This is a genomic window from Streptomyces sp. NPDC092370 (genome assembly GCF_044755265.1).
GTDB lineage: Bacteria > Actinomycetota > Actinomycetes > Streptomycetales > Streptomycetaceae > Streptomyces.
This window is the reverse complement of sequence record NZ_JBIVQO010000023.1, coordinates 1-25975: the sequence shown is the minus strand read 5'-3', so window position 1 is coordinate 25975 and position 25975 is coordinate 1. Positions and strand designations below refer to the sequence as shown.

General features: G+C 68.7%; 18 protein-coding genes and 4 pseudogenes. 6 read left to right on the top strand and 16 right to left on the bottom strand.

Annotated features, from left to right (window positions below):
* Together ACIQHQ_RS37170 and ACIQHQ_RS37165 are read right to left on the bottom strand one after the other, a co-directional pair.
* A pseudogene (locus ACIQHQ_RS37170) lies at positions 1 to 527 on the bottom strand (hypothetical protein); the annotation flags it as partial.
* A gap of 580 nt (positions 528 to 1107) precedes the next feature.
* On the bottom strand, positions 1108 to 1584 hold the full coding sequence (locus tag ACIQHQ_RS37165; RefSeq protein WP_402621191.1) for an ATP-binding protein: 477 nt from the start codon (positions 1582 to 1584) through the stop codon (positions 1108 to 1110).
* 147 nt (positions 1585 to 1731) lie between these two features.
* Here ACIQHQ_RS37165 and ACIQHQ_RS37160 point away from each other — a divergent pair, with 147 nt between their 5' ends.
* On the top strand, positions 1732 to 2031 hold the full coding sequence (locus tag ACIQHQ_RS37160; RefSeq protein ID WP_402621188.1) for a MarR family transcriptional regulator: 300 nt from the start codon (positions 1732 to 1734) through the stop codon (positions 2029 to 2031).
* Positions 2032 to 2558: 527 nt separating this feature from the next.
* Here the strand turns inward: ACIQHQ_RS37160 and ACIQHQ_RS37155 are convergent.
* The 4 genes and pseudogenes from ACIQHQ_RS37155 to ACIQHQ_RS37140 form a co-directional block, all read right to left on the bottom strand.
* Positions 2559 to 2675 (bottom strand): annotated as a pseudogene (locus ACIQHQ_RS37155) (Ku protein); the annotation flags it as partial.
* Between the two features lie 69 nt (positions 2676 to 2744).
* Positions 2745 to 3788, bottom strand: coding sequence for a magnesium and cobalt transport protein CorA (locus tag ACIQHQ_RS37150; protein ID WP_402621185.1), 1044 nt, complete (start codon positions 3786 to 3788; stop codon positions 2745 to 2747).
* A 187-nt stretch (positions 3789 to 3975) separates the two neighbouring features.
* Complete coding sequence (locus ACIQHQ_RS37145; protein WP_402621182.1) at positions 3976 to 5112, bottom strand: magnesium and cobalt transport protein CorA; 1137 nt, start codon at positions 5110 to 5112, stop codon at positions 3976 to 3978.
* A 452-nt stretch (positions 5113 to 5564) separates the two neighbouring features.
* Entirely contained in the window at positions 5565 to 7520 is a 1956-nt protein-coding gene (locus ACIQHQ_RS37140) for an amino acid transporter (protein WP_402621194.1), read from the bottom strand.
* A gap of 441 nt (positions 7521 to 7961) precedes the next feature.
* Here ACIQHQ_RS37140 and ACIQHQ_RS37135 point away from each other — a divergent pair.
* Positions 7962 to 8132: pseudogene (locus ACIQHQ_RS37135) on the top strand (IS630 family transposase); the annotation flags it as partial.
* Positions 8133 to 8898: 766 nt separating this feature from the next.
* On the opposite strand, the gene ACIQHQ_RS37130 reads toward ACIQHQ_RS37135, so the two are convergent.
* Entirely contained in the window at positions 8899 to 9408 is a 510-nt protein-coding gene (locus tag ACIQHQ_RS37130; protein ID WP_402621179.1) for a lamin tail domain-containing protein, read from the bottom strand.
* Positions 9409 to 10161: 753 nt separating this feature from the next.
* Here ACIQHQ_RS37130 and ACIQHQ_RS37125 point away from each other — a divergent pair.
* The gene (locus ACIQHQ_RS37125) at positions 10162 to 13458 is read left to right on the top strand and encodes an RHS repeat-associated core domain-containing protein (RefSeq protein ID WP_402621176.1); all 3297 of its coding nucleotides are present in this window, start codon (positions 10162 to 10164) and stop codon (positions 13456 to 13458) included.
* An 880-nt stretch (positions 13459 to 14338) separates the two neighbouring features.
* Here the strand turns inward: ACIQHQ_RS37125 and ACIQHQ_RS37120 are convergent.
* Both ACIQHQ_RS37120 and ACIQHQ_RS37115 read right to left on the bottom strand, forming a co-directional pair.
* On the bottom strand, positions 14339 to 14662 hold the full coding sequence (locus ACIQHQ_RS37120) for a hypothetical protein (RefSeq protein ID WP_402621173.1): 324 nt from the start codon (positions 14660 to 14662) through the stop codon (positions 14339 to 14341).
* A 24-nt stretch (positions 14663 to 14686) separates the two neighbouring features.
* Positions 14687 to 16765: a WD40 repeat domain-containing protein gene (locus tag ACIQHQ_RS37115; protein ID WP_402621170.1), complete on the bottom strand. Its 2079-nt coding sequence runs from the start codon at positions 16763 to 16765 to the stop codon at positions 14687 to 14689.
* Between the two features lie 263 nt (positions 16766 to 17028).
* Between ACIQHQ_RS37115 and ACIQHQ_RS37110 the strand changes: the two are divergent.
* Together ACIQHQ_RS37110 and ACIQHQ_RS37105 are read left to right on the top strand one after the other, a co-directional pair.
* Positions 17029 to 17136: pseudogene (locus ACIQHQ_RS37110) on the top strand (recombinase family protein); the annotation flags it as partial.
* Positions 17137 to 17721: 585 nt separating this feature from the next.
* Positions 17722 to 17883, top strand: coding sequence for a hypothetical protein (locus ACIQHQ_RS37105; protein ID WP_402621168.1), 162 nt, complete (start codon positions 17722 to 17724; stop codon positions 17881 to 17883).
* A 488-nt stretch (positions 17884 to 18371) separates the two neighbouring features.
* On the opposite strand, the gene ACIQHQ_RS37100 is transcribed toward ACIQHQ_RS37105, so the two are convergent.
* The 5 genes from ACIQHQ_RS37100 to ACIQHQ_RS37080 all read right to left on the bottom strand — a co-directional run bounded on the left by ACIQHQ_RS37100 (position 18372) and on the right by ACIQHQ_RS37080 (position 21137).
* Positions 18372 to 18557 (bottom strand): hypothetical protein, encoded by a 186-nt coding sequence (locus ACIQHQ_RS37100; RefSeq protein ID WP_402621165.1) that lies wholly within the window; start codon positions 18555 to 18557, stop codon positions 18372 to 18374.
* Between the two features lie 255 nt (positions 18558 to 18812).
* Positions 18813 to 19133: a hypothetical protein gene (locus tag ACIQHQ_RS37095; RefSeq protein ID WP_402621162.1), complete on the bottom strand. Its 321-nt coding sequence runs from the start codon at positions 19131 to 19133 to the stop codon at positions 18813 to 18815.
* Positions 19134 to 19431: 298 nt separating this feature from the next.
* Complete coding sequence (locus tag ACIQHQ_RS37090) at positions 19432 to 19893, bottom strand: hypothetical protein (protein ID WP_402621160.1); 462 nt, start codon at positions 19891 to 19893, stop codon at positions 19432 to 19434.
* A 161-nt stretch (positions 19894 to 20054) separates the two neighbouring features.
* Positions 20055 to 20495, bottom strand: coding sequence for a hypothetical protein (locus ACIQHQ_RS37085; protein ID WP_402621158.1), 441 nt, complete (start codon positions 20493 to 20495; stop codon positions 20055 to 20057).
* Positions 20496 to 20693: 198 nt separating this feature from the next.
* Positions 20694 to 21137: a hypothetical protein gene (locus ACIQHQ_RS37080; protein WP_402621154.1), complete on the bottom strand. Its 444-nt coding sequence runs from the start codon at positions 21135 to 21137 to the stop codon at positions 20694 to 20696.
* Between the two features lie 148 nt (positions 21138 to 21285).
* On the opposite strand from ACIQHQ_RS37080, the gene ACIQHQ_RS37075 reads away from it, so the two are divergent.
* Complete coding sequence (locus tag ACIQHQ_RS37075) at positions 21286 to 22005, top strand: DUF4145 domain-containing protein (RefSeq protein WP_402621151.1); 720 nt, start codon at positions 21286 to 21288, stop codon at positions 22003 to 22005.
* Positions 22006 to 22109: 104 nt separating this feature from the next.
* Here the strand turns inward: ACIQHQ_RS37075 and ACIQHQ_RS37070 are convergent, their stop codons facing one another.
* Both ACIQHQ_RS37070 and ACIQHQ_RS37065 read right to left on the bottom strand, forming a co-directional pair.
* Entirely contained in the window at positions 22110 to 24782 is a 2673-nt protein-coding gene (locus ACIQHQ_RS37070) for a Helicase associated domain protein (RefSeq protein WP_402621148.1), read from the bottom strand.
* Between the two features lie 37 nt (positions 24783 to 24819).
* Entirely contained in the window at positions 24820 to 25509 is a 690-nt protein-coding gene (locus tag ACIQHQ_RS37065) for a hypothetical protein (protein WP_402621145.1), read from the bottom strand.
* Between the last annotated feature and the right edge of the window lie 466 nt (positions 25510 to 25975).

The window sequence follows — 25975 nt, the reverse complement described above, 5'->3', positions numbered from 1 at the left end:
CGGGCGGCGACCGCGGCCGCCAGCGTCGCCGCGGCCGTCGGCCGGGTGCCGGCGGTGTGCCGGGCCTGGTCGGCGAGGCGGGCCGCCGCCTTCGGAGCGCCGTAGTTGAGCGGGACCATCGCTTCCCGGGCGAGGACCCAGGCGTGCAGCTGGTCGTCGCCGGATTCGGCGGCGGCCCGGGAGGCGGTGGCGAACCAGGCGCGGGATTCCTTACGGCTGCCCAGGTCGTGTAAGACGATCGCGGTCATCCCGGCCATCTGCCCGGCCGTCCGGCACAACCGTGCCCGGACCGGTGCGGGCTGCGGGACGGTGAGGAGCGGACGCAGGGTCGTGAAGTCGGTGACCAGGTCGGCCAGGACGCGGGTGGGTGCTTGTCCGTGGTAGCCGTGCCCGTAGCTCTCGGCTGCGGCCTCCAGGTCGGCGAGGTCCTCGAGGGCGCCGAGGGAGAGGGTGCAGTCGACGTCGGTCCGGGCGGCGGTGAGGGGCGGCGAGCGTTGGAGCGGTGAGGCCGGCGGCCAGCGCGCCACGCAGCAAGTTGCGGCGCTTCATCGGATCATCTGCTCCATGGTGGGACTCCGAGCTGAGAGTGGCGGTGTCCTCCCAGGGTTGCGCAGCCAGCCCCAGGAAGGCACCGGGAATGCGCAGACCGCCGGAGATTCGCTCGACAGTTGCCAGCGCGGTGACAGCCGCGGTGCCCCGGGCGATCTGGCTGACCCGCTCGGCTTTGAGCGCGCACGCTTCGGCGATCCAGTTGAAGGAGATCCCCGCGTCGTGGGTCATCGCGAACACCACGGTGAAGTCGCGCTCATGCAGGGCCCGGACGAAGGCTGGGTCGGCCAGCCGGTGCGGCACGGACCGCCGAACACCTTCCCACACTTGGCGAGACACCAGCGTCGCTCCCGGTCCTATCCGTTCGCCTGAATGAGTGGGCTGAGACGAGCAAGGGCCTGCTGGCAGTTCCCCGCCGTCTGCGCCTCGCAGGGCGACCTCGTCGACGCACTGCCCGGCACCCGTCGCCCCCACATGGCCCAGTTGCGTGAGTACGGAGTGCTCGGAATCGCGGTCAACCTCGAACACATCGACGGCCTCGGGACTGGCGGGGCGCGGTCAGGAGGGCTGCCGACCGGTCGGGTCTCCGCCGGGGTCGTCGGCCAGTTCGATGGCCGCGGTGATCCGCTTGCCCACCGGTTCCCGGTGAACACAGAAGGTCTGGGACACCGCCATGACGATCTCCAGGCCGTGCTGACCGATCCGTTCCGGGTCGGCCGCCTGGATAGACGGCTGCGTGGTGCTGCTGTCCCACACGCTGATCTGGACGGCGCCCTCGCTGATCTCCAGGTCCAGCAGGCACGGGCCGGGCGCGTATTTGCGGGCGTTGGTGACCAGCTCGCTCACGACAAGCTGCACCATGCCCATGGCCCGCGCCGACACCGACAGCCCGTGCACGGCCTGCACGGACACGAGGAAGTCGCGGGCCATGTCACGGGCCTCGGCGATCTCCGCGCTGCCCTCGAACGCGGCGGACGCCGCGATCGGACAGTCGGCAAGCGGCTCCTGACCCTCATTCTGGGCAGCAGTATCCAAGGACTCGCCTCACTTCCGAAGCGCCGAGCAATGCCCAACCCAGCTACCCCTGAAACTTCGCAGCCCCCTCACGCTGAGGAGATCTGTTTCCGGAAATTTGTTGCGGGTATCTCCACCCGGGCAAAGACGAAGGGGACGGAACAGAACGTGAACGAGCAGGCCGTCAAGTGGGACTTCCTCACCAACCACGCCCGGGTGCTGTTCGCCATCGCACGCGACCCTGCCGCCCGCCTCCGCGACATCGCCGCGGTCTGCCACATCACCGAACGCACCGCGCAGAGCATCGTCAGCGACCTCGAACAGGCTGGCTACGTGCGCCGCGAACGCGAGGGACGGCGCACGCGCTACATCCTCTGTCTGGACGGCACCCTTCACCATCCCGCAGAGGCGCACGTGCCCGTCCGGGAACTGCTGGACGTCTTCACCTCCCACCACGGCCGGCGCTGACCAGCGCCCGTCCGCTGGGCCGAGTTCTCCCAAGGCTGCCTCGTAAATTCGCGGTACGGCTCAACGATCGTCCGTCAGATCAGGACTTTCCAAGATCTCCGGCAGCGTCAGGCACTGACCACGGGCCCGACCATGGACCGCCCTGACTCGTGGCTGGCCCACGCGTCCTGTGCCCAGCTCGCGATCACGTGCTCGCCGTCGTCGGCGCGCTCGGTCAGGACGATTTGGGGGGCGACGGGTGCCGGGCAGTGCGTCGGGGAGGTCGCCCTGCGGGGCGCAGACGGCGGGGAATTGGCCGCAGGCATGGCGCAGCTCGGGGAGCTGCAGCGGCGGCACACGCAACGTGGGAGGCGTCGCGAGGAAGCACTCCCGGCAGGGATCGAGCCAGCGGGCCCGTGTGATGGGTCGTGGATCACGCCGCTAGCGCGGGTTGGCCGGCCGTAGGCTGAGCAGGGCGGCTCCTACTGCAATCGCCCCCAGGTCGCGGCGAAACGGGGCGCGGGCGGGGCAGGGGGGAGGGAGGCCGTGTCGACCAGGTGGTACTGGTGGAAGCGGATGGAGTGGTCCTCGGTGGCGCTCTGGACGTTGATCGGCACGGTCACGAGACCAAAACTGATGGCACCTGACCACACGGTTCGGGGCATGACGGACCTCCGCGGCTACCCCGAGCACCACCAGGCTACGAGGGCCAGTGCAGGCGCGCACGTGGCCGTTTACAGCCACTTGTTTCGTCGCAGGGCGCGGTAGATGAGAGTGCAGGCGGCGACGATGACGGTGAGGACGGCGGGGTAGCCGTAGCGCCAGGTGAGTTCGGGCATGTGGTCGAAGTTCATGCCGTAGACGCCGACGATCATGGTGGGCACGGCGATGAGGGCGGCGAAGGCGCTGATGCGGCGCATATCGGAGTTCTGCTGGACGCTGAGCTGGGTGATGCTGGCGTTGAGCAGGCCGCCGACGAGTTCGTCGAAGGCGGCGATCTGCTCGCTGACGCGCTGGTGGTGGTCGGCGACGTCACGGAAGTAGGCGGCCACCTTGGCGGAGACCTGAGGGAGGGTTCCCTCGCTGAGGCGTTGCAGGGCAGGGGCGAGCGGCACGACGGCGCGCTTGAACTCCAGCAGCTCCCGTTTGAGCTGGTAGATGCGGGAGGCGTCGACGGGCAGGTCGGGGGAGAAGACCTCGTTTTCCAGGGTGTCGACGTCACCGGCGAAGGCGTCGGCCACCTCCAGGTAGCGGTCGACGACCAGGTCGGCGACGGCGTGCAGTACTGCGGAGGGGCCGTGGCCGAGCTGGTGGGGGTCGGCCTCCAGTTGGCGGCGTACCTCGTTCAGGGGCGGAGCGCTGCCGTGGCGGACGGTGATGGCGAACCCGGGGCCGGCGAAGATCATTACTTCGCCGGTGTCGACGATTTCGCTCGTGGCGGTGACCTGCTCGTGGTCGATGTAGACGATGGTCTTCAGTACCAGGAATAGCACATCGCCGTAGCGTTCGAGCTTGGGCCGCTGGTGGGCGTGGACGGCGTCTTCGACGGCGAGGGGATGCAGGTCGAAAGCATCAGCGACCTGCTGGAGTTGCTCGACGGTCGGCTCGTACAGTCCAATCCATGCGAACCGGCCCGCATCCGGGTCTACCCGGTCCAGGATTCTGTCCAGGTCCACCCGGCCCGGGAGGCGTGCACCGTCCTCGTACAGGGCGCAGTCGACCACCGTCGCCGGCATGCCCTCACCGTGCCCGGCCCCATCAGTATTCTGCTCCGCCATCGACGGCCCCCTCCTGTCTCGGCTGTCCGTCTTCCCCGACACAACGCCAGCCCGTGGGGCTATTCGTTGAGGTAGATGTACACGGTGATGAAGACGATCCAGGTCACCAGCGCGGCGACCAGTAGCCTGCGCATCAGAGCCGGCTTCATCGGTCCCCCTTCCTTTTCCGGTTCCAGGCAGGCCTCGGTCATAGCCAGTCCCGGCGCTTGAAGACGACGTACAGGCCTACGCACACGGCGCCCATCAGCAGCAGCGCGAACGGGTAGCCGAAGACCCAGCCCAGTTCGGGCATGTGGTCGAAGTTCATTCCGTAGATGGTGCCGACCAGGGTCGGTGCGAAGAGGATCGCCGCCCAGGCGGAGATCTTCTTGATCTCTTCGTTCTGTGCGTGGCTGGCTTGGGCCAGGGCCTTCATTTCCTCGTTCTGCTGCTGGGTGACCAGGGTGGCGTTCACGGTGAGGATGTCCTGCAGGGCCTGCTTGAACCCGTCAACGCGCTCGGTGACGTGCGTAGCGTGGTCGGCGACATCACGCAGGTAGCGGCGCAGTTCCTCGTCGATGTTGTACTTCTCGAACCCGGCCGACAGCCCGCCGACGATTCCCGCCAGCGGACGGGTGGCGCGCTGGAACTCCACCACCTCGCGGGACAGCTCGTAGATACGGCGTGAGACGCCCGGGGCGTTGCCGAACACCTCGGTCTCGATCTCGTCGATGTCGTTCTGCACGCCTGCGACGACCGGAGCATAGCCGTCGACGACCGCGTCCATGATCGCGTACAGCACTGCCTCGGGGCCGCGCTTGAGCAGCTCGGGGCTGTCCTCCATCCGGCGGCGGACGGCGGCCAGATCGGGGGCGGCGCCATGGCGGACGGTGATGACGAAGTCCGGGCCGACGAACACGTGCAGCTCGCCGAAGTCGACCTCTTCGGCGGAGTCCATGTAGCGGGCCGCTCGCAGCACAACGAAGAGGGTGTCGCCGTAGCGTTCCAGCTTCGGCCGCTGGTGTGCCTCCAGCGCGTCCTCGATCGCGAGCGGGTGCAGATCGAACTTTTCCGCAAGGGACTGCAACTCTGCCGGATCGGGCCGGTACAGGCCGATCCACGCCATGCCGCCAGGCCGCCGACGCAGCTGCTGGAAGGTCTCCGCCAGCGAACCGTGGGTGCTGCTGCGCTGGCCGTCCTCATACAGCGCGGCGGTGATCACGCTCCCCTTGCGCCCCGGCGGCCCGGCCGAGGGCGGGGTAACGGAGTGCTCGCCTGGGGCACTGCCGGAAGCAGAACGCCTAAGGGGCTTGGCTCGCAGGCTGCGCAGACGACGCTCAGACATGACGGAAAAGGCCTTTCCGTGGCAGGAAGACTCTGGGGGTGACGGGCAAGCGGCATGCCGCTGACGCCGCCACCAAGCCCCCTGCTCAGGTCCCGGTACGGGCGGCGCCGTGCGGCATGCGACTGGGAGGTTCACCGCTCATCGCGGACTCCACCACCTTTCGACGCACTGCGGACACGGCCGCTGAGCAGCGTATACCCCACCGCGTGAAGACAAGACCGCCGCACACACGCCCATACGCAATCTGTACGCCTGAGCATGCACGCGGCGGCTCGGCCTGTCGTGTCAGCGTTCGCTCCGTCGGTCCATAGGGCTCAGGGCCGATAGATCATCTCGATGAGGCCGGCCGCGATCAGAGCCCATGCGGCGAGTCCACAGAGCCACATTGATTCGGTGAGGAACCCGGCACTTCCCAGGACGGCCATAAGGAGAAGAAGGACGTAGTGCGGGGTTCAGCCGCCGACGTGGATGCCGGGGCGGCGGTCGGGGTCGGGTTCGTTGCTGCGGATGATCTCGCGGGTGACGGGGGCGGTGTCGCCGCGGCCGAGGAGGAAGTAGCGGAACATGTGCTTCAGGGGGCTGCCTTCGGCCCAGGCGAAGTAGCAGTGCGGCCGCACGCCGGTGGCGTCGCGCAGGGCGAGCAGGACGGCGGCGATGGCGTTGGGTGCGGCCGGGGCTTGGGCGCGCAGGATGCGGTGGCCGTCGACTTCGACGCCGTGGACGGTGAGGGTGTCGCTGAAGTCGGAGGGGTCGACGACGTCGATCTCGAGAAAGAGCACGTCGGCGAGGCCCGGTACGGGGTTGGTGCCGCGCTGTTCGCGTTCCTTGGCGCTGTACTCGGCTTCGTCGCCGGCTTGGCGGCGGTTGGCGATGATGTTGATGGACTGGTCGTGGGTGAGGGTATCGGTGATGAACCGGCGTGCGGTCTCGTCGAAGACGATGCGGTCGGCGCGCAGTTCGGTGGTGCGCGAGACGCGGGAGATCAGCGACACGGTGATGATGCCGAGGATGAAGAAGCCGGAGATGGCGATGCCGTCGGGCTTGTCGATGATGTTGGCGATCAGCGCGTAGAGCAACACTGCGGTCAGCGAGGCGAAGCCGGCCGTGGCCACGCGTCGGCGGTTGCGTGCGACGAAGACGGTGACGGCGAAGGCACCGGAGACCATCATCGCCAGGATGCCGGTGGCGTAGGCGCCGGCCTGCTTGTCGACGTCGGCGTCGAAAGTGATGGTGATCAGGATGCACAGGGCGGTGTAGACGAGGACGACCGGGCGTACCGCGCGTCCCCATTCGGGGGCCATGCCGTAGTCGGGCAGGTAGCGGGGCACGATGTTGATCAGCCCCGCCATGGCGGAGGCGCCCGCGAACCACAGGATGAGGATGGTGCTGATGTCGTAGACGGTGCCGAACGCCTCACCGACATGCTCGTGGGCCAGCCAGGCCAGGGCGCGGCCGTTGGCGGCGCCTCCGGGCTCGAACTCGCCCTCGGGGATGAGGACGGTGGTGACGAAGCTGGCGGCGAGCAGGTAGACGCTCATGATGAGCGCGGCCGCGGTGAGGAGCTTGCGGGTGTTGCGGATGCGGGCCTTCAGCCGCTGCTCGGCGTCGGCGCCGTCGGCCGCCACCAGCGGCATCATGCTCACACCGGTCTCGAAGCCGGACAGGCCCAGCACCAGCAGGGGGAACGCCAGCAGGGCAGGGCCGGCCAGATCACCAACGCCGCCCAGGTCGGTGAGGGAGCCGGTCCACGCCGACCAGGCGGCCGGGGTGGTGAGCACGTGTGCCACACCGATGCCGATGACGACGGCGTTGAGGGCGAGGAAGACGGCCACCAAGGGGATGGCCACCTTGACCGCTTCACTGAAGCCCAACAGGAACACCCCGCCAAGGATCAGCAGCAGCGCCACCGTCAGGGCCACTTCGTGGCCGTGCAGGGCGGCGGGGAAGAAGGGGTTCTCCACTACGTGCACGGAGGCGTCCGCGGTGGACAGGGTGATGGTGATGATCCACGAGGTGGCCACAAACCCAAGCAGGACCAGCACGAACAGCTTCCCCCACCAAAACGGCAGCAGATCCTCCAGCATCGCCACCGAGCCCGCCCCATGCGGGCTTTCCTTGGCCACCCTGCGGTACATCGGAAGCATTCCCAGCAGCGTCAACGCCACGATCAGCAGCGTCGCCAGCGGCGACACCGCCCCCGCCGCAAGAGCCGCAATCGCCGGGACGTAGGCCAGGCTGGAGAAGTAGTCGACACCGGTCAGGCACATCACCTTCCACCAGGCATGCGGCTCGGCATGACTCTCACCGGCCGCCGGCCCCACCGGCTGCACCCGATGACGCAGCAGCCACCGCGCCGCCGCACCGGTCGGCTGCGCCCGCAGCGCGGGACTGTCCACCGTCTCCGGCATCACCGGCCGACTCGCCTCGCTCATATCCCCCACACCCTCTTCGCCTGCGTCGGATCGATCACCGCACGCCACCGCCTACCCGCTCGTGCGACGATCACTGAGTATGCGCCCTGCCCAGTCACCAGCCGGCACCGAGGCGCCGGGGCACGAAATGGATGACCATGGACCACCGGAAGGCGCTGCTGGTCAAAGCCATTTATTGCGGCGCAGGGCGCGGCAAATGAGGGTGCAGACGACGAAGATGACGGTGAGGACGGCGGTAGCCGTAGCGCCAGGTCAGTTCGGGCATGTAGCGCACGCCTATGGCTCCGCGACCGGCTTCATGCACCGGAGGGCGGCGCAGGGGGGCCGTGCCTAGTGCTGTGACCGGGAAGGTTCGCCGGGTTGGTGCTTGGGGCGGTTGGATGGGCGGTGACGTCGGTTCCGACCGCTGGAGGTGTGGTGGCTGAGCCTGTGCGCGTGCGCAGACTGACCAATCAGGAAGGGCAGAAGCTGCAGCAGATCGTGCGCCGGGGAAGTACCAGCTCGGTGCGCTACCGGCGGGCGATGATGTTGCTGGCGTCCGCCGGCGGAAACCGCGTCCCGGTGATCGCCCAGCTGGTCCAGGCCGACCTGCCGTGAGCGCAGCAGCACCCGCCCGCCGCCGTGCACGGCGAGGTCGGCGCCATCTGTGGGAGATCCGCGAGCGTCTGGGGGCGCACCCAAACCCATCGACAAGCGACGTCACTACTGCTCGATAAAGCCACCGATGCCCCTGCGTACGGCACGAAGCTGCGCTGGATCGCGCCGAAGTCGGCTTCGTGGTCTTCCTCAGCGCAGCCGGCATGGTGAGCCAGGCAATCCGCACCAGCCGGTCCGCCCACGACAGCCAGCCGGTCCGGCAGGACGTGACGGACCAGCCGCGCCGGAACTCCGCCTGACCTGCGGACCATCGCGGGCACGTCCATCGACATGGAGACCCGCGGTAAGACACCGCCCTACCGAACCGCTCAGGGGGTGGCCGCGTGGCGGCCACCCCCTGAGCCTTCTCCCGTCCGACCGGCGGGTGAGGAACCGGGCCCGCTCCAGGCCGATGAGGTCGGGGCGCCAACGCGTGGCCGCGGTGAGCAACGCGAGGCGGTCCGTAAGCGACGACTCCGGGCAAGGACCAAGCCGAGGGCGAGGCCTCCGGACTCCCTGCCGCGCCCGCAAGGCACTGATTTCCTCACTACGGCATTTCCGGTCTCTCAGGTGGTCGAGGTGCGTCGCCCTCGGTTCAGCGTTCCGTCGTAGTCGAGTGGGAGAACCGCCAGTCCTGGCACCTTTCCGGCAGCGTCGCCCCAGCGATGTGCTGGGGCGGGCTGGCTGCGAGTCGGCCCAGGGCCGGGCGAGGGTGGTCTCAGCTGTGGAAGTTGATGTATCCGTTGCCGTCGGGGTCGTTGCTGGACTTGGTGTAGGTGTGGACGTCGGCGCGGCTTCCTGAGGGCTTGTACAGGTAGATGGTGTCCTTGTCGTTGTTCCACAGGAAGTTGCAGTTGTCGCGGTAGGCGACGTTGTGGGTGTCGGAGTCGGTGCCGTGGCCGCCGCGCAGCTTCACGTAGTCGCCGGGCTGCAGGTAGTGGTTGGCGGTGAAGGTGAAGCGGTTGCCGGTGGCGTCCTTGACGACGTAGCCCTTGAGGTTGATCGTCGTTTGGGAGGAGTAGTTCTTCACCGTCAGGTACTCCTGGTCGGTGTTGCCCGAGGAGCAGCTGTTGGAGTCCCGGCCTGGCGCGTCGTACTGGACTCCGCGGATCTTCAGCGCCGAGTTGTACTCGGCGGCGTGCGCCGGAACGACGGACAGGGCGGTCAGTGCGCCGACCGCAACAGCGGCCGCCGTGACGAGGCTCTTGCGCAAGAGCGGGCTCCTCATAGTCGAGCGGGTGGTGTCGCCTGTGCACGACACTCACCCCGGGGCCGGCGGTTGCGCGGGATGCGGACCTTCACCCCTTCGAAGGGCGCAGAACCAAACGGCCAACACCGGTCCAGGGGGCGGAGTGCTGAGGCACCGATGCTGCTGTAGACCGGCTCCGCACCGAGGACGCGAGACTGACCTGAGCGACACCAGTGCGCCCGGCTCCACGCTCACGAGTGGAAGCCGGGCGCTGGCGCCAGGGCCCCGGACCGAGGCAACGCCAGAGTCCCTGTTCGCGCATCCGCTCGGGGGACGGACGTTCTCGGCGCGATGACCTGATCAACTACGGGCCGGACAGCGCGTCACGCCCACGCACAAAATCTGCACAGGCTGCCTCCGGCAGCAGGGCCGCGTGCTGTGCCCACAACAGTCGAAGGTCCCAGTCAGGGTGATCCCCCGAGATCGCAGTGAATCGTGCGCTTCCCTCCTGCCAGGGTGGTGAGTTGCTGCGGTATGCAGGGTTTCATCCCGTTGAAGAGGTGGGGCTGATTCCTGCTGGCATGGGACGGCAGATACGGGGAACGGCCCGTCGCGTTGTGTGCTTCTTGTGACAGCTTGTGTGCCCGAGGTGACCGAGTGGGTCGCCTGTTCTGACTGTCTGTCTGACTTCCGTGGGGGAAGCTGATGCATTCACGTGCGCAGAGCACGTCCCTGTGGCGTGCCCGAAGAACACACAGAACCGCTCTCCTGTCCGCGCTCACGGCCGCCGCCGTGGTGCTCTCGGCGGCACCGGGTCTGGCCGCGCCGCCGAAACCGGAGTTACCCGAGCCGGAGAGCCCCTGGACGAGACCGACGAAGGTCGAGGCGCCCACCACTCCGGCCGGGTCGGTCAAGGCACCCGAGTCCCAGGCGGAGGCCGAGCCGTCGGCGGAGGTCGCCGCGTGGCGGGCGGCGCAGCGGGCCCGTACCGCGGGCGGCAAGGCCGGCGCCGAGCGCGCGGCGACCGCAGCCGAGGCCACGCCCTACACCCCGGAAGGGCAGGGCGGTGTGCCGTGGCACCGCATCATCGACACGCGCTTGAACGACGCGCTGGTGGCGCGGGTGAACGTCTCCAACGGCAACCTGATGCTCGCCGCGACGGACTTCGACATCGCCGGCGTGGGCCAGAAGCTGCAACTGGCCCGGACGTACAACTCCCTCGAGGCGCCCTGGGGGAAGGTGTCGCAGCGCTGGTGGCAGGCCTACGAGCGTTACCTCCAGCCCGGCGACGGTGAGGCGGTCGTCTACGACGCCACCGGCGACGCCCTGCGGTTCAAGGAGACGTCCACCGGCGGCTACACCACGCCGACGGGCTACTCCAAGGACCTGAAGAAGAACGCGGACGGCACCTACACCCTCACCGACCGCAAGTCCGGCACGAAGGACACCTACGACGAGCACGGCACGCTGACCAAGGTCACGGACAGAAACGACGGGACGATCACCGTCGACCAGCACGACGAGGGCAGCGAGCACAAGGGCTTCAAGCTCACCGAGACCCGCTCGGGCCGCTGGATCGACCTGGTGAAGACGAACGCCAGCCAGTGGCAGGCCAAGGACCACACGGGCCGCACGGCCGTGTTCGACCTGGACCCGGCGGGCAACCTCGCGAAGGTCACCGACACCGATGGCAAGGCCACCACCTACGCGTACGACTCCTCCCGCCGCCTGACGAAGGTGACCACGCCCGAGGACACCGTCACGCTGTTCACCTACGACGCCCACAACCGCGTCAGGTCCCTGCAGCGCGCCACCGAGGTGACGGGCAGCGGCCACATCGGTCCGACCTGGCGCTACGACTACACGGCCGCGACCCCCTCCGACGCGGGAACCACCACGGTCACCGACCCCGACGACGACGCCACGAAGTACCAGCACAACGCGGACGGCGAGGTCACCAAGGTCACCGACCCCCTCGAGCACTCGCGCCACGCCAAGTACACGGGCCACCTCACCCAGACCGCGATCGACGCGATGGGCACGGGCGCGGACGGCACCGGCGGCAACACCACCACCTACGGCTGGGACGGCCGTAACAACGCGCTCTCCCAGAAGCTCCCGCTCGGTGCGACGGCGTCCGTGACGGCGTATCAGACGATCGCGGGCACCGATCTGCCGAACGATTTCACCTCCGCGGACGGCCGCAAGGACACCTTCAGGTACGACACCAACGGCAACACCATGTCGGTGACCACCTCCGGCACCGCAGGCGGCACCCGCGAGTACACCTACAACAAGGACACCCCGACCTGCGGCGGCTTCGAGGGCCAGCGCTGCACCGCCAAGGACGGCAACAGCAAGGTCACCTCCTTCGAGTACGACACCAAGGGCAACCTCAAGACGGTCACCCCGCCCGCCCCGCCGGGCAAAACGGACTACACCTACGACGCGCTGGGCCGGGTGGAGACCGTCACCGACGGACGCAACATCAAGACGATCTACGTCTACGACAACCGCGACCGCGTGACGAAGGTGTCCTCCACCAACGTCACGGTCACCTACTCCTACGACGGCGACGGCAACGTCAAGACCCGCACCGACGCCTCCGGCACCACTGGGTGGCACTACGACAAGCTCAACCGCGAAAGCGTCCGCACCCTGCAAAACGGCGCCCAGACCGCGCTCGCCTACACCCCGGGCGGCGACGTCGACTACTACACCGACCCGACCGGCAAGACCGACTACACCTGGGACAAGGCCGGCCGCCTGGACTACCTGACCGCCCCGGACGGCAAGAAGACCGACTTCGACTACAACGAGAACGACAAGCGCACCAAGACCGTCTACCCCGGCGGCACGACACAAGCCGTCGGCATCGACGACAACGGCCGCCCCGAAAGCATCAAGACCACCTCCGGGACGACAACGCTGATCGACCTGGCTTACAGCTACAAGAACACCGCGGGCAAGGACACCACCAAGATCCGCACCCGTACCGACAACCTGACCAAGTACAGGACCACCTACGACTACGACTCCCAGGACCGCCTCCGCTACGCCCTGGAAGCCGACTCCGCGGGTGCCCGCAAGGCGTCGTGGCTGTACTGCTGGGACAAGGCCGGCAACCTCGCCTCCCAGGACGGAACCAAGAACGCCTGCCCCGGCGGCACCACCTACACCTACGACGACGCGAGCGAACTGACCGGCAAGAACGGCTCCACCACCGGCTGGTCCTACGACAAGCTCGGCAACGAGACGGCAGGCGCGAGCACCACGGCCCGTACGAACGAGACGTGGACGGACTACAGCCAGCTCTCCGGCATCACCGCGGGCGGCAAGAGCTACGACCTGGTCCACGCGGGCACGGACAACTCCGAGCGCACCAAGCTGGGTTCGACCTGGTTCCACCACACCGCACTCGGTCTGGCGTCCACGACGACCAACGGCGTCGACACCGGATTCATCCGCGAACCGGCGGGCACCTTGAACTCCATGACGACTGGGGGGAAGTCCTACTACTACCTCACCGACGCCACCGGCAACGTCCTCGGCCTCGTCGACGACACGGGCAAGCGCACCCACACCTACGCCTACGGCCCCACCGGCCTGCCCCGCGGCACCACCACCGAGGCAGCCCCCCAGCCCCACCGCTACACCGGCGCCTACCTCGACCCCACCGGCCTGTACAAGATGGGCCACCGCTACTACGACCCTTCCCTCGGCCGCTTCACCCAACCGGACCCGTCGGGGCAAGAGGCGAACCCCTACCTCTACGCCAGCGGCGACCCCATCAACAACACCGACCCGTCCGGACTGTTCGGATGGCCTGACATCGGCGAAGGTCTCGGAGCGTTTGCTGGGGGTGTTCTCGGCGTGGCAGCCACGGCCGCGGTCTGCTCGACAGGTATCGGATGCGTTGTGGCCGGAGTAGCGCTGGTCGGTCTGGGCTCAGGCTCCGGGGCATCCATCGGAACTGCCCTTGCCGGGGGGAACAACGAGGAGCGGGCGGATGCCTTTATGAACGGCGCCTTGTGGGGGGCCCTTGGCTCCAGCCCGGCTGGCTCGTGGGTGGGACGCTTTCTGAGGTAGAGACACCGTGCGGTAGGGGACCGCGCGAGATCCTGCGCGGTCCCTTTAGCAAAGAGAGAGGAGCATGCCCCATGAAAAGGAATCACCACAGCGCGCGGCGGCGTCGGCGCGGGGCACTCGTCACGAGTATTTTCGGGTTCATTGTGGCCGGACCGCCGCAGTTGTTTGACTCCGGACTTGGCTGGGACTTTGCCATAGTCGGGGCGATCGGTGCAGTCGCAGGAGCAGTGACGGGTTTCTTGTTTCCCTTGCTGTTGGTTCGTAACCCGAAGGGCGCTGCACCTTCGCCTCCATCATCTTCGTATCCCCCACCTCCACCTCCTTCACCTCTGCCCCCGAGGCCGCCTGAGTAGACGCTGGCCGGGCCGGCTGGACCGCCGCCTGGCCCAGGCGGCCGCCCGGTGAGCGACGCCATGCACATCGTCCTGGACGACACCGCGATGGCCGCGGCCGGCCAGGCCAACGTTCTCGCTTCCCCGGCTCATCCACCGCGCCCACGCCCAGGCCGGCTGGTACCTGTACGCCCCCACGTGCGCGCTCGTCGAGGTAATCGATGTCGTTGATTTCTACCTCCGACAGTCCCATAGCGCGACCACCGAGCACCGGTCGTCGGCCTGGTCCGCTGCACTGGTGCCCCTTGGCTCTGCCCGGGCTCAACGACTTCAGCTGCTCCAGCTCGGTCCCGGCCTCGTTTGCTGCCACGCTGTGTCCCCTCCTGGTCATCGGAGCGATCAGCCAACCAACCGGTGCCGTGCCCGAGCAGAAGGCCGGCGGAACCTGGCTCTCCCGCTTCCGCAGGTGACGCGACCGGACCCGGCTGTCAGTGACGGCTGCAAGGCTGAGCGGATGGACCGTGATGACGAGCAGCTGCTGAGAGGCCTCACATGGAACCCTGGCCCCGGGGGCACACACACCTGCTGAGGAAGTACTTCGAGAAGGGGTAGTACTCCGAATACTGCCCCAGCCCGATGTCCTGGAAGGAGTATCGGCGCTGGGCGGCGGCGGCTTTGGAGAAGCTCAGCCACATCGGCTCCAGGAGCACCGAATCGGGGCCAACGTCGCGCAACCACATCTCCAGGCCCACTGGTTTGCGCCACCGCCGCCACCATGCATTGTGCAGGTGGTTGCTGTCCCGCCACAGCAGAACGTGGGGCAGCGGCTGACCGGCGATCTTCACCAGGTCCCGGTACGTCAGCTTCGGCAACACGTCAGCCTCCAAGGTGTCCCGCTAATGCGACAGACCATGACACGGCCGGCCCCCAGGGGGAAGAAGGTGGTCCAGGACCGCGATGTCCGATCCGAAGGCGGCCACCAGGCTCCCGTCCCCTGACATCGCCAGGCTGGTGACGCGGGAGGGAAGGGCGTACGTGCCGGTCTGCCGCCCCGTGGCCGCGTCCCACACCCGTACGGTTCCGTCGTCACCGCCGGTGGCGACCACCACGCGGCCGTCCAGCATCCCCACCGCCCCTGACCGCACCGGACTGCCGTGTCCCGCCACGGGGGACCCCCACCGTTCGCCCGTGGCCATGTCCCACAGATAAACCGTTTCCTCCATGAAGCCGGTCAGGACCAGGGTGCGGCCTTCGAGCGTGTCCAGGGCCAGAGGGCCGGCTTGCTGCGGCGGCACACCGATCCATTCGCCCGCGGTCAGGTCCCACACCCGTCCGCCGTGGTCCACGGCGACGAAACGGCCGTCCAGTACCGCGAAGAGCCGGATGCCCGGGCTGGTCCACTCCCTCGTGGTCCGTCCGTGCAGCTGCTCACGGGTGGCCAGGTCCCACATCCGTACCGTCTCGTGCCTGTCGCGCGTGAGGAGGGTGAGCCGTCCGTCCACCGTGCCCACCGTCAGCATCTCCACCATCCCGGCGTGACCGGTCAGCGGCTCACCGGCCTCTCCCTCGCCATCGAGGTCCCAGATCCGCACCGTCCCGTCCCAGCCGCCGCTGACAAGGACGGCACGGCCGTCCAGGACTGCCGTGGTGACCCTTCGCACCGGACCCGCGTGACCACGGAGCGGGCTGCCCGCCTCCCTTTCGCCGTCGAGGTCCCAGATCCGCACCGACCTGTCGTCCCCACCCGTGACAGCGAGGTGACGGCCCCTCACGGCGGCCAGCGCCACTGCCCGCACATTCCGTTCGTGGCCGATCAGGGGCAGGCGCAGGTGTCTGCTCGTGGAAAGGTCCCATACCTCGACCGGTCCCTGAAGGCTGCGTGCCACAAGGGCGGCGGGGCGTCCGCCGAGCATTCCCGCAGCGAGGGCGGTCACGAACCGGACAGCCAGTGGTTCACCGGCCTGCGCCCCCGTGGCGAGATTCCAGAGGCGCACCTCCCCCTCGTCGGCGCTGACGGCCATCGGGTGGATCGGGTGGTCGTACGCCGGATCCGTATCCGTATACGTCGCCACGAGGCGCACCTCGTCGGGGCCGGGCAGGGAGCCACTCTCCGCTCCGGTGATCAGGTCCCACACCCGGACGGTTCCGTCGCCGCCGCCGGTCACGGCGACGGGACGGCCGTCCAGTTCGCTCGTCGCCACGGCGACGACAGCGCCGGTGTGGCCCGCCAGGGGCACACCTCGCTGTGTGCGGGCGGCCAGATCCCACACCCGCACCATGCCGTCGCCGCTCCCGCCGACCGCGACCGGCCGGCCGTGGACCAGCCCGGTGGCGAGTGACCAGACCCAGGCATCGTCACCGGCGGGGAACTCGCCGAGCTGTTCCCCATCGAGAAGGTCCCACAGCCGGACGACCGTGTCACTGCCGCCGGTCACGGCGACGGGACGGCCGTCCACCACGGCCGCCGCCAGAGCACTCACGGCGCCGGAATGACCGGTCAGGGCCTTGCCGAGCCGCCTGCCCGTGGCCAAGTCCCACCGGTGCAGCGTGCCGTCGTCGCAGCCGGCGACAGCGATGCCACGGCCCGCCGTGACCACGGTCGCCACCACGCCCGCCTCAGCCGGCACTGGCAGCGAGTAGCGCAACCGGCCGTCCAGGTCGGTGCCGGTCGCCCATCGCACCACCCACGGCACGTCCACGTGCCGACCCACCGGGACCTCACTGACGCGTGCCGCCAGCTGCGGCTGCCCGTACCGGCAGGCGTCCAGCGCCAGCAGCTGCTGCCGCACTCCTGCCGTGGCGTGCCGGTGCACATGCCCCGACGTCTCGTACACCGCCAGCGGCAACCGGGAACCGTCCGCCTGCCCTTCCAGCAACTCCCGTACCCGGTCCGGTTCTTCGTGCACCAGCACCTCGGGAGGCACACTCCAGGCATCCGCCCGGCCACCACCGCTCTCGCGCAGACGATCAGTCACACGGGCACCGTAACCGGGAACAACACGCCAGGGCAGTTGGTCCCAGGATCCCGGCGGCCGCCAGGCCCAAATCACCCGGCGTGAGCGGCTGGCCGACCGCGTCCGGGACCACCGCCGCAAGAAGGACCGGGACCGGCGGGCGGGGCCGTTCGCCGTCGATCCAGCGCCGTACACGGGTAGCGTCCGGGGCGATCTGCCGGTGACCTTGCCGGATCGCTTCGGCGGCGATCCGGCGGGCGATCTCGCCGTGCGACAGGCCGGTGGCGCACGCCCCGCGCTGCCGGGTCATCTTCACCGTGTACGAGATGAAGCGCCTCGGCCGCGACGCGGCCGAACTCACCGCCCTCGCTGACCACCTCACCGCCCACGGCCGTGGAGATCAGCGTGTGGGACACCGACCCGACGCTGCCGGTGCCCCCCAGGCCCCCGGCCCGGGGTTGGACCACACGGCCTGGAGATCGTGTGCGGCGTGTGTCGCAGCTTCGAGATGCGCCACGAGCTGGTGGGCAAACGCATCAAGGCCGCCATCGCGCTGGCCGACGACTGCGGCGGGAACCCGGCAGGCAACCGGGCGTGACCGGCCCCCCAACAACAAGGCCTGGCCGCTCGGGGCAGGCCAGGACCTTGTTCACGCGGCCCGTGGACAGGACCGAGGGGGAAAGCTGCAACGACACGTCGAGCCTGTGGCTGCCTGAGACCGAGGGGAGCCGGTCGTGAGCCTCCTCCTTGACGCGTTGCCGGAGTTCCTCGGTGCTCTGGGCGCCGCCGCGTCCGTCAGTAGCGGGACCTGGTTCTTCCGCCGAACACGGGTGCGTCGGGTGACTCGCGAGGATCCTGTCCTTCTGCGTCCCGTCCCGGAACCAACGAGTAGGTCAAACCTGAGGCGCCGGCCAGTGCCCGCATCTCCAGACGAAGCAGCAATGAGCACAATCCGCCGCTATACCCTCCTCGGTACCGTGACCACAGACGGCACACCCGTGCAATTCACCAGCACACGGGCCGCTGGTACCACCATCATCCGCGTCTTCGACGGGCGTCCGGAACAGTTCGAGCTGACCTCCGTGCGGCTGTACGACGGCACGTACGCTGCGGAGCCAGTCGACCGGTACCTGCAATAGGGATGTCGCCGAGCCGAAGTGCCGCCTTCGTCAGTAGCGGTGTCATGGCGCGCCCGGTCAGGCCCCGGACAGCAGGGTTGTCTCCGTCGTGCGCACCCCGATGCGGCTTACTTCGGAGAAGGCATGTGAGGCATGTGCGCCTACTCACCGGGCGAACCGTTCCCGCCCCCAGGGCGTCCCTACGGGCACCCTGACACCGTGGAGCCGCCGCACCATGAGCACATCCGAACCTCCAACCTGGCCGCACTGCGCACACGGTGCACACCCTGCTGCCGACCCCGTCGGTTGCCGCGGCATCCACGTCCCCGGCCACACCGTATGTCTCGCCCACCTGGCCGACACCGACCGCGACGCCTACCTGGCCGCCCTGGTACCCGGCGCTAGCATCGACCTCCGGGGCACCACCTTCACTGAATCCCTCCTCATCGACTTAAGTCCGGGGAGGTCGGCATGGTCCGTGCCCCGACAGGCTGGGCGACGTTTGGTAGTCACGCTTCGGGTGCCATCTCGGTCTGAAGCGTCGTCATGCACCGGTAGCAGAGCTTGTCCGTCTGCACCTGTTCCTCACACTCCTCGCGTTTCTCCAGCCCGCACAGCGTCACGCTCTCGTCGGTTGCCAGCACATGCCATACCGGCTCTGCCGAGGCGACTGCGCCGCACCACATCTTGTGCACTCTCAGCTCCCCTTGCCCGAGATGCGGATCGAGGGACGTCAGCCGCGTACGGCGGGTCGCAGACGCCTGACCGCAGTGGATCGGCACACGCGCCTTGCAGCCGCAGGCCCGTGCGGGGGCACATGTATCGCAGCCTCAGCCTCACCGGTCGCCGTGTGAGCACGTGCCGGTGTTCACGCCACGGGCGCGATGCCGGCCGCCGCGGGGAGAAGGATGTCTCCACGTCTCACGGCGGCGTTGGCCTACGGTGGCCGCTTATGGTGCGGTGAAGACGACACTGGCGAACGCCAGCCCGCTTGCCGTGCCCTTGGGCGGGAGTGTGCCCAGCGGTTCGCCCTGGCAGGCAGGGCTGGGATAGAGGGTGGCGCTGCTGCTGGTGTTGTTGGTGACCGTGCCGTTCGCCGTCGCCTGGAGGCAGGACGCGTCGGCTGGGTTGGTCAGTGTGACGGTGAGTCTCGAGTAGGCGTGTGTGTACAGGAACGTGCCGGTGGCGGCCTGGGCGCTTGTGGGTACCGTGATGGTCAGCAGCGCGGCGGCGCCGGCAGCGGCTAGGACGGCCGGGATGCGTCTTCCCATGTTGTTCTCCTGCAAGAAGAAGGGATCACTTTTCTCAACAGATACGACAGGCGCATCCGTGCGGCCTGTCGAGGCAGGCCGTTCGAGTCGTGTGGCTGCTGGTCGGGGAGTGCGGGTGCGCCGCCGCCAACGGAACACCCCCTGCCACCCAGAGCCGCCCGGCCCTTCGGACCTGGGCCCAATCCTCCCACCACCGGAGGACCGTCAGCGGAACCACTCAGGTCCTCACCGGAGCAACCCAAGCCGTCCCTGTTCAATCCTGCTGGGCAAACGCGCAGCTCAAGACCGAAATAGGCAGTCAGGCCCCGTTTGCTTGCTGATCTCGGTGAATGCCGAGGTCAAGTGGCTCGGCGGTGATCTGCGCAAGGGCGTCCTGGAGTCGGCGGACGGCATCCTCCGCCTCCGTGTAATCCTCAGGACTCGGGAGGACGGTGCCAAAGGTGCCGCCACTGTCAGATGGCAGAGCCCGCCAGCGCAGGACCGGTTCGAGCGCGTTGAGAGCGCCGGAAAGAAACCAGGCCATGGGGCCGTGAGTGCGCGCGAGGGCGATGGCCAGGACAGCGAGAGTCTCCCGCAAGTGTTCGAGCCGCTTGATGTGGGGCAAGGCCTCCTGGACGTCCGGCGGACCGACAACGTCACGCAGGCCGGCCTCAGCCTCAAGAGCGAGTGCGCGGTCGCTCGGCGCCAGTTTCCACACCTGGTCTTGGATCTGCTGTTCAGCATCCTCGACCAGCACTGCGACGATCCTCCGCATGTCCATGCAGATCACTCTAAATGAACGGGGTCCCGCCGCCCGACAAGACCTCTGTTCGATTCCTGACCTTGCCTAACGGTGCGCCAAGGATTCGAAACAGGTAGTCAGTGCCCCGGCCGCGTGGGGGCGGCGGGGCGCGGTGCGGGGGTGAGCCGTGCGGCGCATGGTCAGTCGTCGGAGCTCAGGCCGCTGGCGCGGGCGATGCCGTCCAGCTCGCTGTAGAGGGCCTGCTGCTCGGTGACGAAGTGACGGTGCTTTTCGCGCAGCTCCTGCAGTTTTGCCGGGTCGTCGGCGGCGGAGGCTTCCACGATGGCGAAGCCGGGGCTGCCGTCGGGGCCGGGCATCTCCACGAGTCGGTGGTCCATGCGGCCGGTCAGGAGAATCGCCAGGACCGTCGCGTACTCCCGCTGCACCTCATCGGTGAACTGCGAGGCGTCACCGACAGGGCCGGCCGGATGGCCCTCGGCTATCAGGTGCGCTGTCTCGTGCACGGCCTTGGCCAGGACGTCGTACTGCTCGGGGTCCATGCGGGCCTTGAGCGTCTCCATGTAGAGGGAGACGTTGTCGATCCTGCCGTCGTCCGAGCCGGAGTCGTTCGCGTCGTTCATCTCGACAGCCTGGCCCGGGAGGCGGCAGGCGTCCAGGCCCGTACGCGGGGCGGCCCAGGGCGGTACAAGTACAAGTACCGGTATGGCGTCCAATCGGATCCGGCAGCCGGCCGTGGTGGACCGGGCCCGTCGAAGCGCTGTACAGGCTCAGGCGGGCGCCGGTGCCGGACGCAGCGACGCGAGCGGAGAACACCGGAGTCACCTCACGCTGACCGGTTCGGCCTCGTCGGCCAGGTCGGTCAGGATGTCGCTGATGCCCTCGATCAGCCGTGAGAAGTCCTTATCGCCCAGTCCTGCCCGCACGCACTCCACGACACGGGCGGCCCATTCCACCCGCGGGGGAAGGCCCAGGTCGACGCCCGACTGCTTGTTGGGAGCGAGCTCCTGGAAGATGAAGTGCAGGAAGCCAGCGGTCATCAGGGCGCCTGGTGCGGTGTACTGCCGGTGAGCCTCCGCCGCCGCCCGGACCAGGCCTTGGGCGTTGGCCGGGTCATACGTCTTCATCGCGGTGTCGAGCAGAGCCCACGCGCCTGCCAGGTGGGCATCCATTTGCCGGCGCCGCCCTGGGACGGGCGGATTGCCGAACCGGCGCGCAACTTCCCCATGCAACTCTGCGCGATCGATGACGTCATTGAGGTCCATGCCCGTATCGCTATCCCGGCGGACAGCCGAGCACATGAGACATAGCCGCAGGGCAACGTCCCGTTCACCTCGATGGCGCAGTGCCCAGTGAGCTGTCGAGCCCTCAAAAGTGCTGGTGAACAGCAGAAGGGACAGGAAGAATCCGCCTATGGCTTCCTCCACCTACGGCAGATTGCCCGATCCTCTGCAGCAGCGCTCCTTCGGCCGGCGAAGGGCCGTGTGTCCCCATCCTGAGTGTGCAGTCGGTGTCGCGATGTCGCTGCGTCAGCAGCGGCAGGTACATCCGACCGCATCGAGCAACCTGATCGTGACGACGGATGGCTTGGTCGTCTACGAGCAGCTGTGGACCTGCGACCTGTGCCATCGAGCCACCGTCGAACTGGTCGGCCTTGTGAATCAGGCCGCAACAAGCTTGGAAAAGGCGTCCGAATCCTGGCGTCGTCAGGTGTGGCCGGAGCCGTTGCCCCGGAAACTCTCCGAAGACGTGCCGGAGCTGGTGCGCTCCTTGTTCACGGACGCCTCGAAGGCCGAGAACGCCGGCAGCTACCGTCTCGCAGGAGTCGGATACCGGGCCGCGGTTGAAGAGATCTGTAAGGACCAGGGAGCGACGAAGTACACGCTCTACGACAAGATCACGGAATTGGCCGAGCGTGGGCTCCCGCAGGATGTTGTGGACGCGATGCACGAGGCCCGCGTCGTCGGCAACGACAGCATCCACCACAACCTTGAGTACGCGGCGGACGAGATCGCCGACCTTGCGAAGCTCATCGAGGAAGCCGCACAGATCCTCTACGTGCAGCCAGCGGAGCGGAAGCGGATGGCACAGGCCCGCAGGGCGCGCAGTGAGGCGGCCAAGACTTCGAAGTAGCCGCAACGTGAGGGAGCTTCGGTAGCTGCCGAGATGCGCACGAGGCCCGGGACCATCGTCCAGGGCCTCGTGCACTTCGACTCAACGGCCGGGCGGTGGCGGCGTCATGCCCATTCCACGCCCAGTTCCCGCAGCGCGGCCAGCTGGTCCTGGGCGAGCTTGTCGCGCCTCGATTTTGTGTTCGATACCCACACGCCCAGCTTGACGGCCACAGGTTCCGTCTCGCCCTCGATCGCGATCTCTTCGCTGTGGCTGCGCGGCACCGGCCGGTGGGCGCCCTCCCGTTCAACCCACTGCGCGAGGGCCGCCAGGCCCCGCTGGAACGCCTGCGACGCCTTGCCCTGGCCCGTCGTCGCACCCTTGGCAGCCGGGGCGGGAGACGTCTCCTCAAGCGGCTTGACGCCCAGCGTGGACAGCCGCTCCTGCTGCTCAGGCAGGAGCCGCGCCCAGACGGCCGGCTGCTTCTGCTGCTGGAGCCACTTGCCGATGTCGTCGCCGTCCATCAGCACGCCGGGCTGGATCTCGGGCAGGCTGCCGTCGGCGTCGACCAGGTCCGCGAGGACGCGGTAGTGCCGTTGCCAGTCCAGGGGCCACGGGCAGTTCCAGTCCGGGTCGATCTCGGTGAGCTGCGCCGCGCGCACGGCGGCCCGCTCCGGGTCCTTGCCCAGGCCGTTCTTCGCGCCCTTCCGCCGGAGGTTGGCCATGTGCTGGCCGACAGGCACCATCGCCTCGCCCTCGCCCCACACCGCGTCCTGCCGCGGCGCGAGGTGCCCGGTGGCCCGCCGGTACGACCGCAGCGCGGCGAGCTTGGCCTCCCACGCCTCCTCTCCCGGCTCCCACACCATCCCGGCCTCCGGCGCGTCCAACAGGATCTTGCGCCGCTCCTCCAGCTCACCCGCCCGCAGCGCCTTCCTCTGCTGGTGGACCCACCGCCCAAGCGGAAAATCCTTCGTGACCCCCACTTCCACCTCGACGTCGTAGGGCACGGCGTAGAGGCCGGTGATCTCGTTCTCCTTCCGCCAACGGAGCAGAGCCTGGTAACCCTCCAGCCACACCAGCGACTCCGGCCGGTAGACCCGGGTGCGCAGGAACGCCGCGATGGTCGCGGCGTCGCGCGGGCTGGAGAAGTGCAGCAGCGCCGCTTCGGCTGCGGCCTGCGTGTCGTCCTCCTGGTCCTCGCCGTCGCCCTCGCTGCCCGCCCCGACGATCTGCCCGTCTTCGTCACGCCGGATGTGGACCTTGCGCTTGCCGCTGGAGAGAGCGCGGGAGGCGAGCTGCTCGACGAGTCGTTCATCATGACTGCGGAGTCCTTGGAGGACCGCTACAAGGGGGCGGAAGCTGGCGGAGGCGACCATGTCCTGCGGGTCCTCGCCGGGCTCGAGGAAGACCGGCACGATGATCCTGGCCACCTTGGTGGAGCCGTCGCGGTTGAGCCTGAGCGCGCGGCCGATGTTCTGCACGATCTCCACCTGCGAGCCGCGGGTGTCGGCGAAGCAGACGGCCTCGACTCCCCGCTCGCCGGTGATGTCTACGCCTTCCCCGAGCACGCGAACGCTGGCGAGGAAGGCGCGGTGGACCCGGCGCCCTGCCGCGTCGATGCCGTTGGCGAACTGGCGCAGGACTTCGCGCCGCTCGCTGACGAGGTGGTCGCCGCACAGCCACGCCGACCACACCCGGTCCGGCGGGACATGGCGGCCGGCCTCGAGTTCGTAGAACTCCGCGTCGATCGACGACTTCGGCAGCTTGTCCGCAGCGGCCAGGTCGTCGTCCGAGGCGTCGTTGACGTACAGCTCGGCAGCGGTCTCCGGCAGCTTCTCCGCGAACGCGGCGGCTTCCTCGACCTTCTGGTGGAACGTCATGACGGTCTTGAGGTTCCACTTCGCGGCGTGTTCCAGGAGCGCGGTCTGCAGGAGCGCCAGGCGCCGGCCGCGCCGGGCCTCCTCCGACTCCCCGAGGACGGGGGAGGGGTCGCGGATCTCCAGGACGTCGATCTCGAACCCGGCGAGGATCTCCCGTTCGATCGCCTCAGAGAGCCCGAGTTCGGCGAGCCACGCGCCGTACGTCCCGTTCGGATCGTCGGCCATGGACGCGATCTCCGCCTCCTGGCCCTCCGCGCCCTTCTGTGGCCGGGCCGCGGCGAGGATCCGCGGCGTGGCGGTCAGGTAGAGCCGGAAGTCGGCGGGGATGCGGGCGTTGTCGTGGATCGCCGCCCACGGACGACCAAGATCACCGGCGGTTCCGTGTGCCTCATCCACGATCGCGAGGTCGAAACCCGCCATGCGCTGGCCGTACAGCCGGTCTCCGCCCGCCAGAGCAGCTTCCAGCGGCCCGCGAACCTTCCGCTGACCCTCGGGTGCGTCGATGTCCTCACGGTCCACCAGAGAGGCGTACGTAGCGAACACGACCACCGGCCCGGACCCGGCCCACAGGGCGAGCTGGATCGGGTTCGTGGTGGTGCGCACCTCCAACTCCTTGAGGACCGCGTCGTTCTCCAGCGAGCACACCGCGACCATCGGGGCACGGTGACCGACCAGCCGCCACGCCTGGGCGGTCTGCGCGAGCAGGTCCAGAGTCGGGACAGTGACGAGGATCCGGCCGTCCGCGAACGACTCCAGTGCGCAGGCGGCGGCCGTGATCGTCTTGCCCGAGCCGGTCGCTGACACGATCGTGCCCCGGGCACCCTGCGGGGGCACAGATGACCTTGCAGGGAATCCCACCCACCTGCGAAACGCGGAGCGCTGGTCTACCTGGTGTTCCTTGAGCTGAATCGCTGACATTTCCTTGCCTCCCCGAGCGGTCAATTCCTGTGGTCTTTCAGAGGGCTGCGTGCGGAATGCAGGCCGCGCCCGAGTCGTTCCAGATCGACGCATCCGCCTTGTGCCAGCCGCCCGGCTTTCCGTCCTTGAAGGGCGGCTTGTCGTCCGGGTCGTAGTGCCCGGCGTCAAGCGTGCAGACCACGACGTCCCCGTCTGCGTTCCGCGTCCGGGCCGTGCACAGACCGCCGGCCTCGCCCAGCGCCTCCAGCACCCGGCGTCGCGCCGTGGTGTGCGGATGAGTGCGCGGCAGCACGCTCTCCCGGACGAACCTCTCCAGCCGCACTAGGTCGGCCCGCTCACGCTGCCTCACGTCCGCGATGTGTACGGCCAGTTCAGCGGCCCCCGCCGACCGGCCGCCGCGCCGTGACCAGTCCCGGTCCGCGATGCCCACCAGGGCCTCGCTCACGGCCCTCACGCCCTCATCCCAGCCGTCCGCGAACAGCGCGCCCCGAGAGGCCGGCGCCATGCCGCCCAGCTCCACCACCTGGCACTGCGCCCCGGCGACCGCCCCGGCCTCCAGCGCGGCCACCAGGTCGTCCGCCTCGCACGCGGGCACGCCCTGCGCCTCCAGGAGCGCGAACACCTTTAACCGGGCGTTGACGCCTGCCGTCTGGTACTGCGTCACCCGGCGCAGAGAATCGCTGCTCAGCGCGGGATCGGGTCCGGTAGATTCGTGGTGACCGGTCATCTGTGGTCGTTCCTCTCGGAATTCCGGGGAGGTTCCCGGGTGGTTGGGGGGTGTCTCGTGTTTCCGCCAACGGTACATGCTGCATCAACCTGATGCACGCGGTACACTGAAACCCGACACGAACGAGCGACCCCCTCCCTCGTAGCCAGCCCGGCCCGCGACAGCGGGCCCCCAACGGTTCTGGAGGCGCAGCCGGAAGGACCGTCAGGGCGAGGGGAGCGCAGCGGACCCGCCCGGGAGTGCGGAGCACTCCCCAACTCCCGCACTGGAGGGCCCCACTAGCCGCACGTGACACCCCGTCAACCCGGCGGCCGCGCATCGCGCGCCGCGCCGGTCGCGCAGCGGCCGGCCCCACTGGGATCCCGGAGCGCAGCGGAGGGATCCGCCCGCGCATCGCGCGGGCAGCGGGAGCGCAGCGACCGCCCCCCTTGCACATCGCGCAGCGATGTGGTACCCGCTCCGCGGG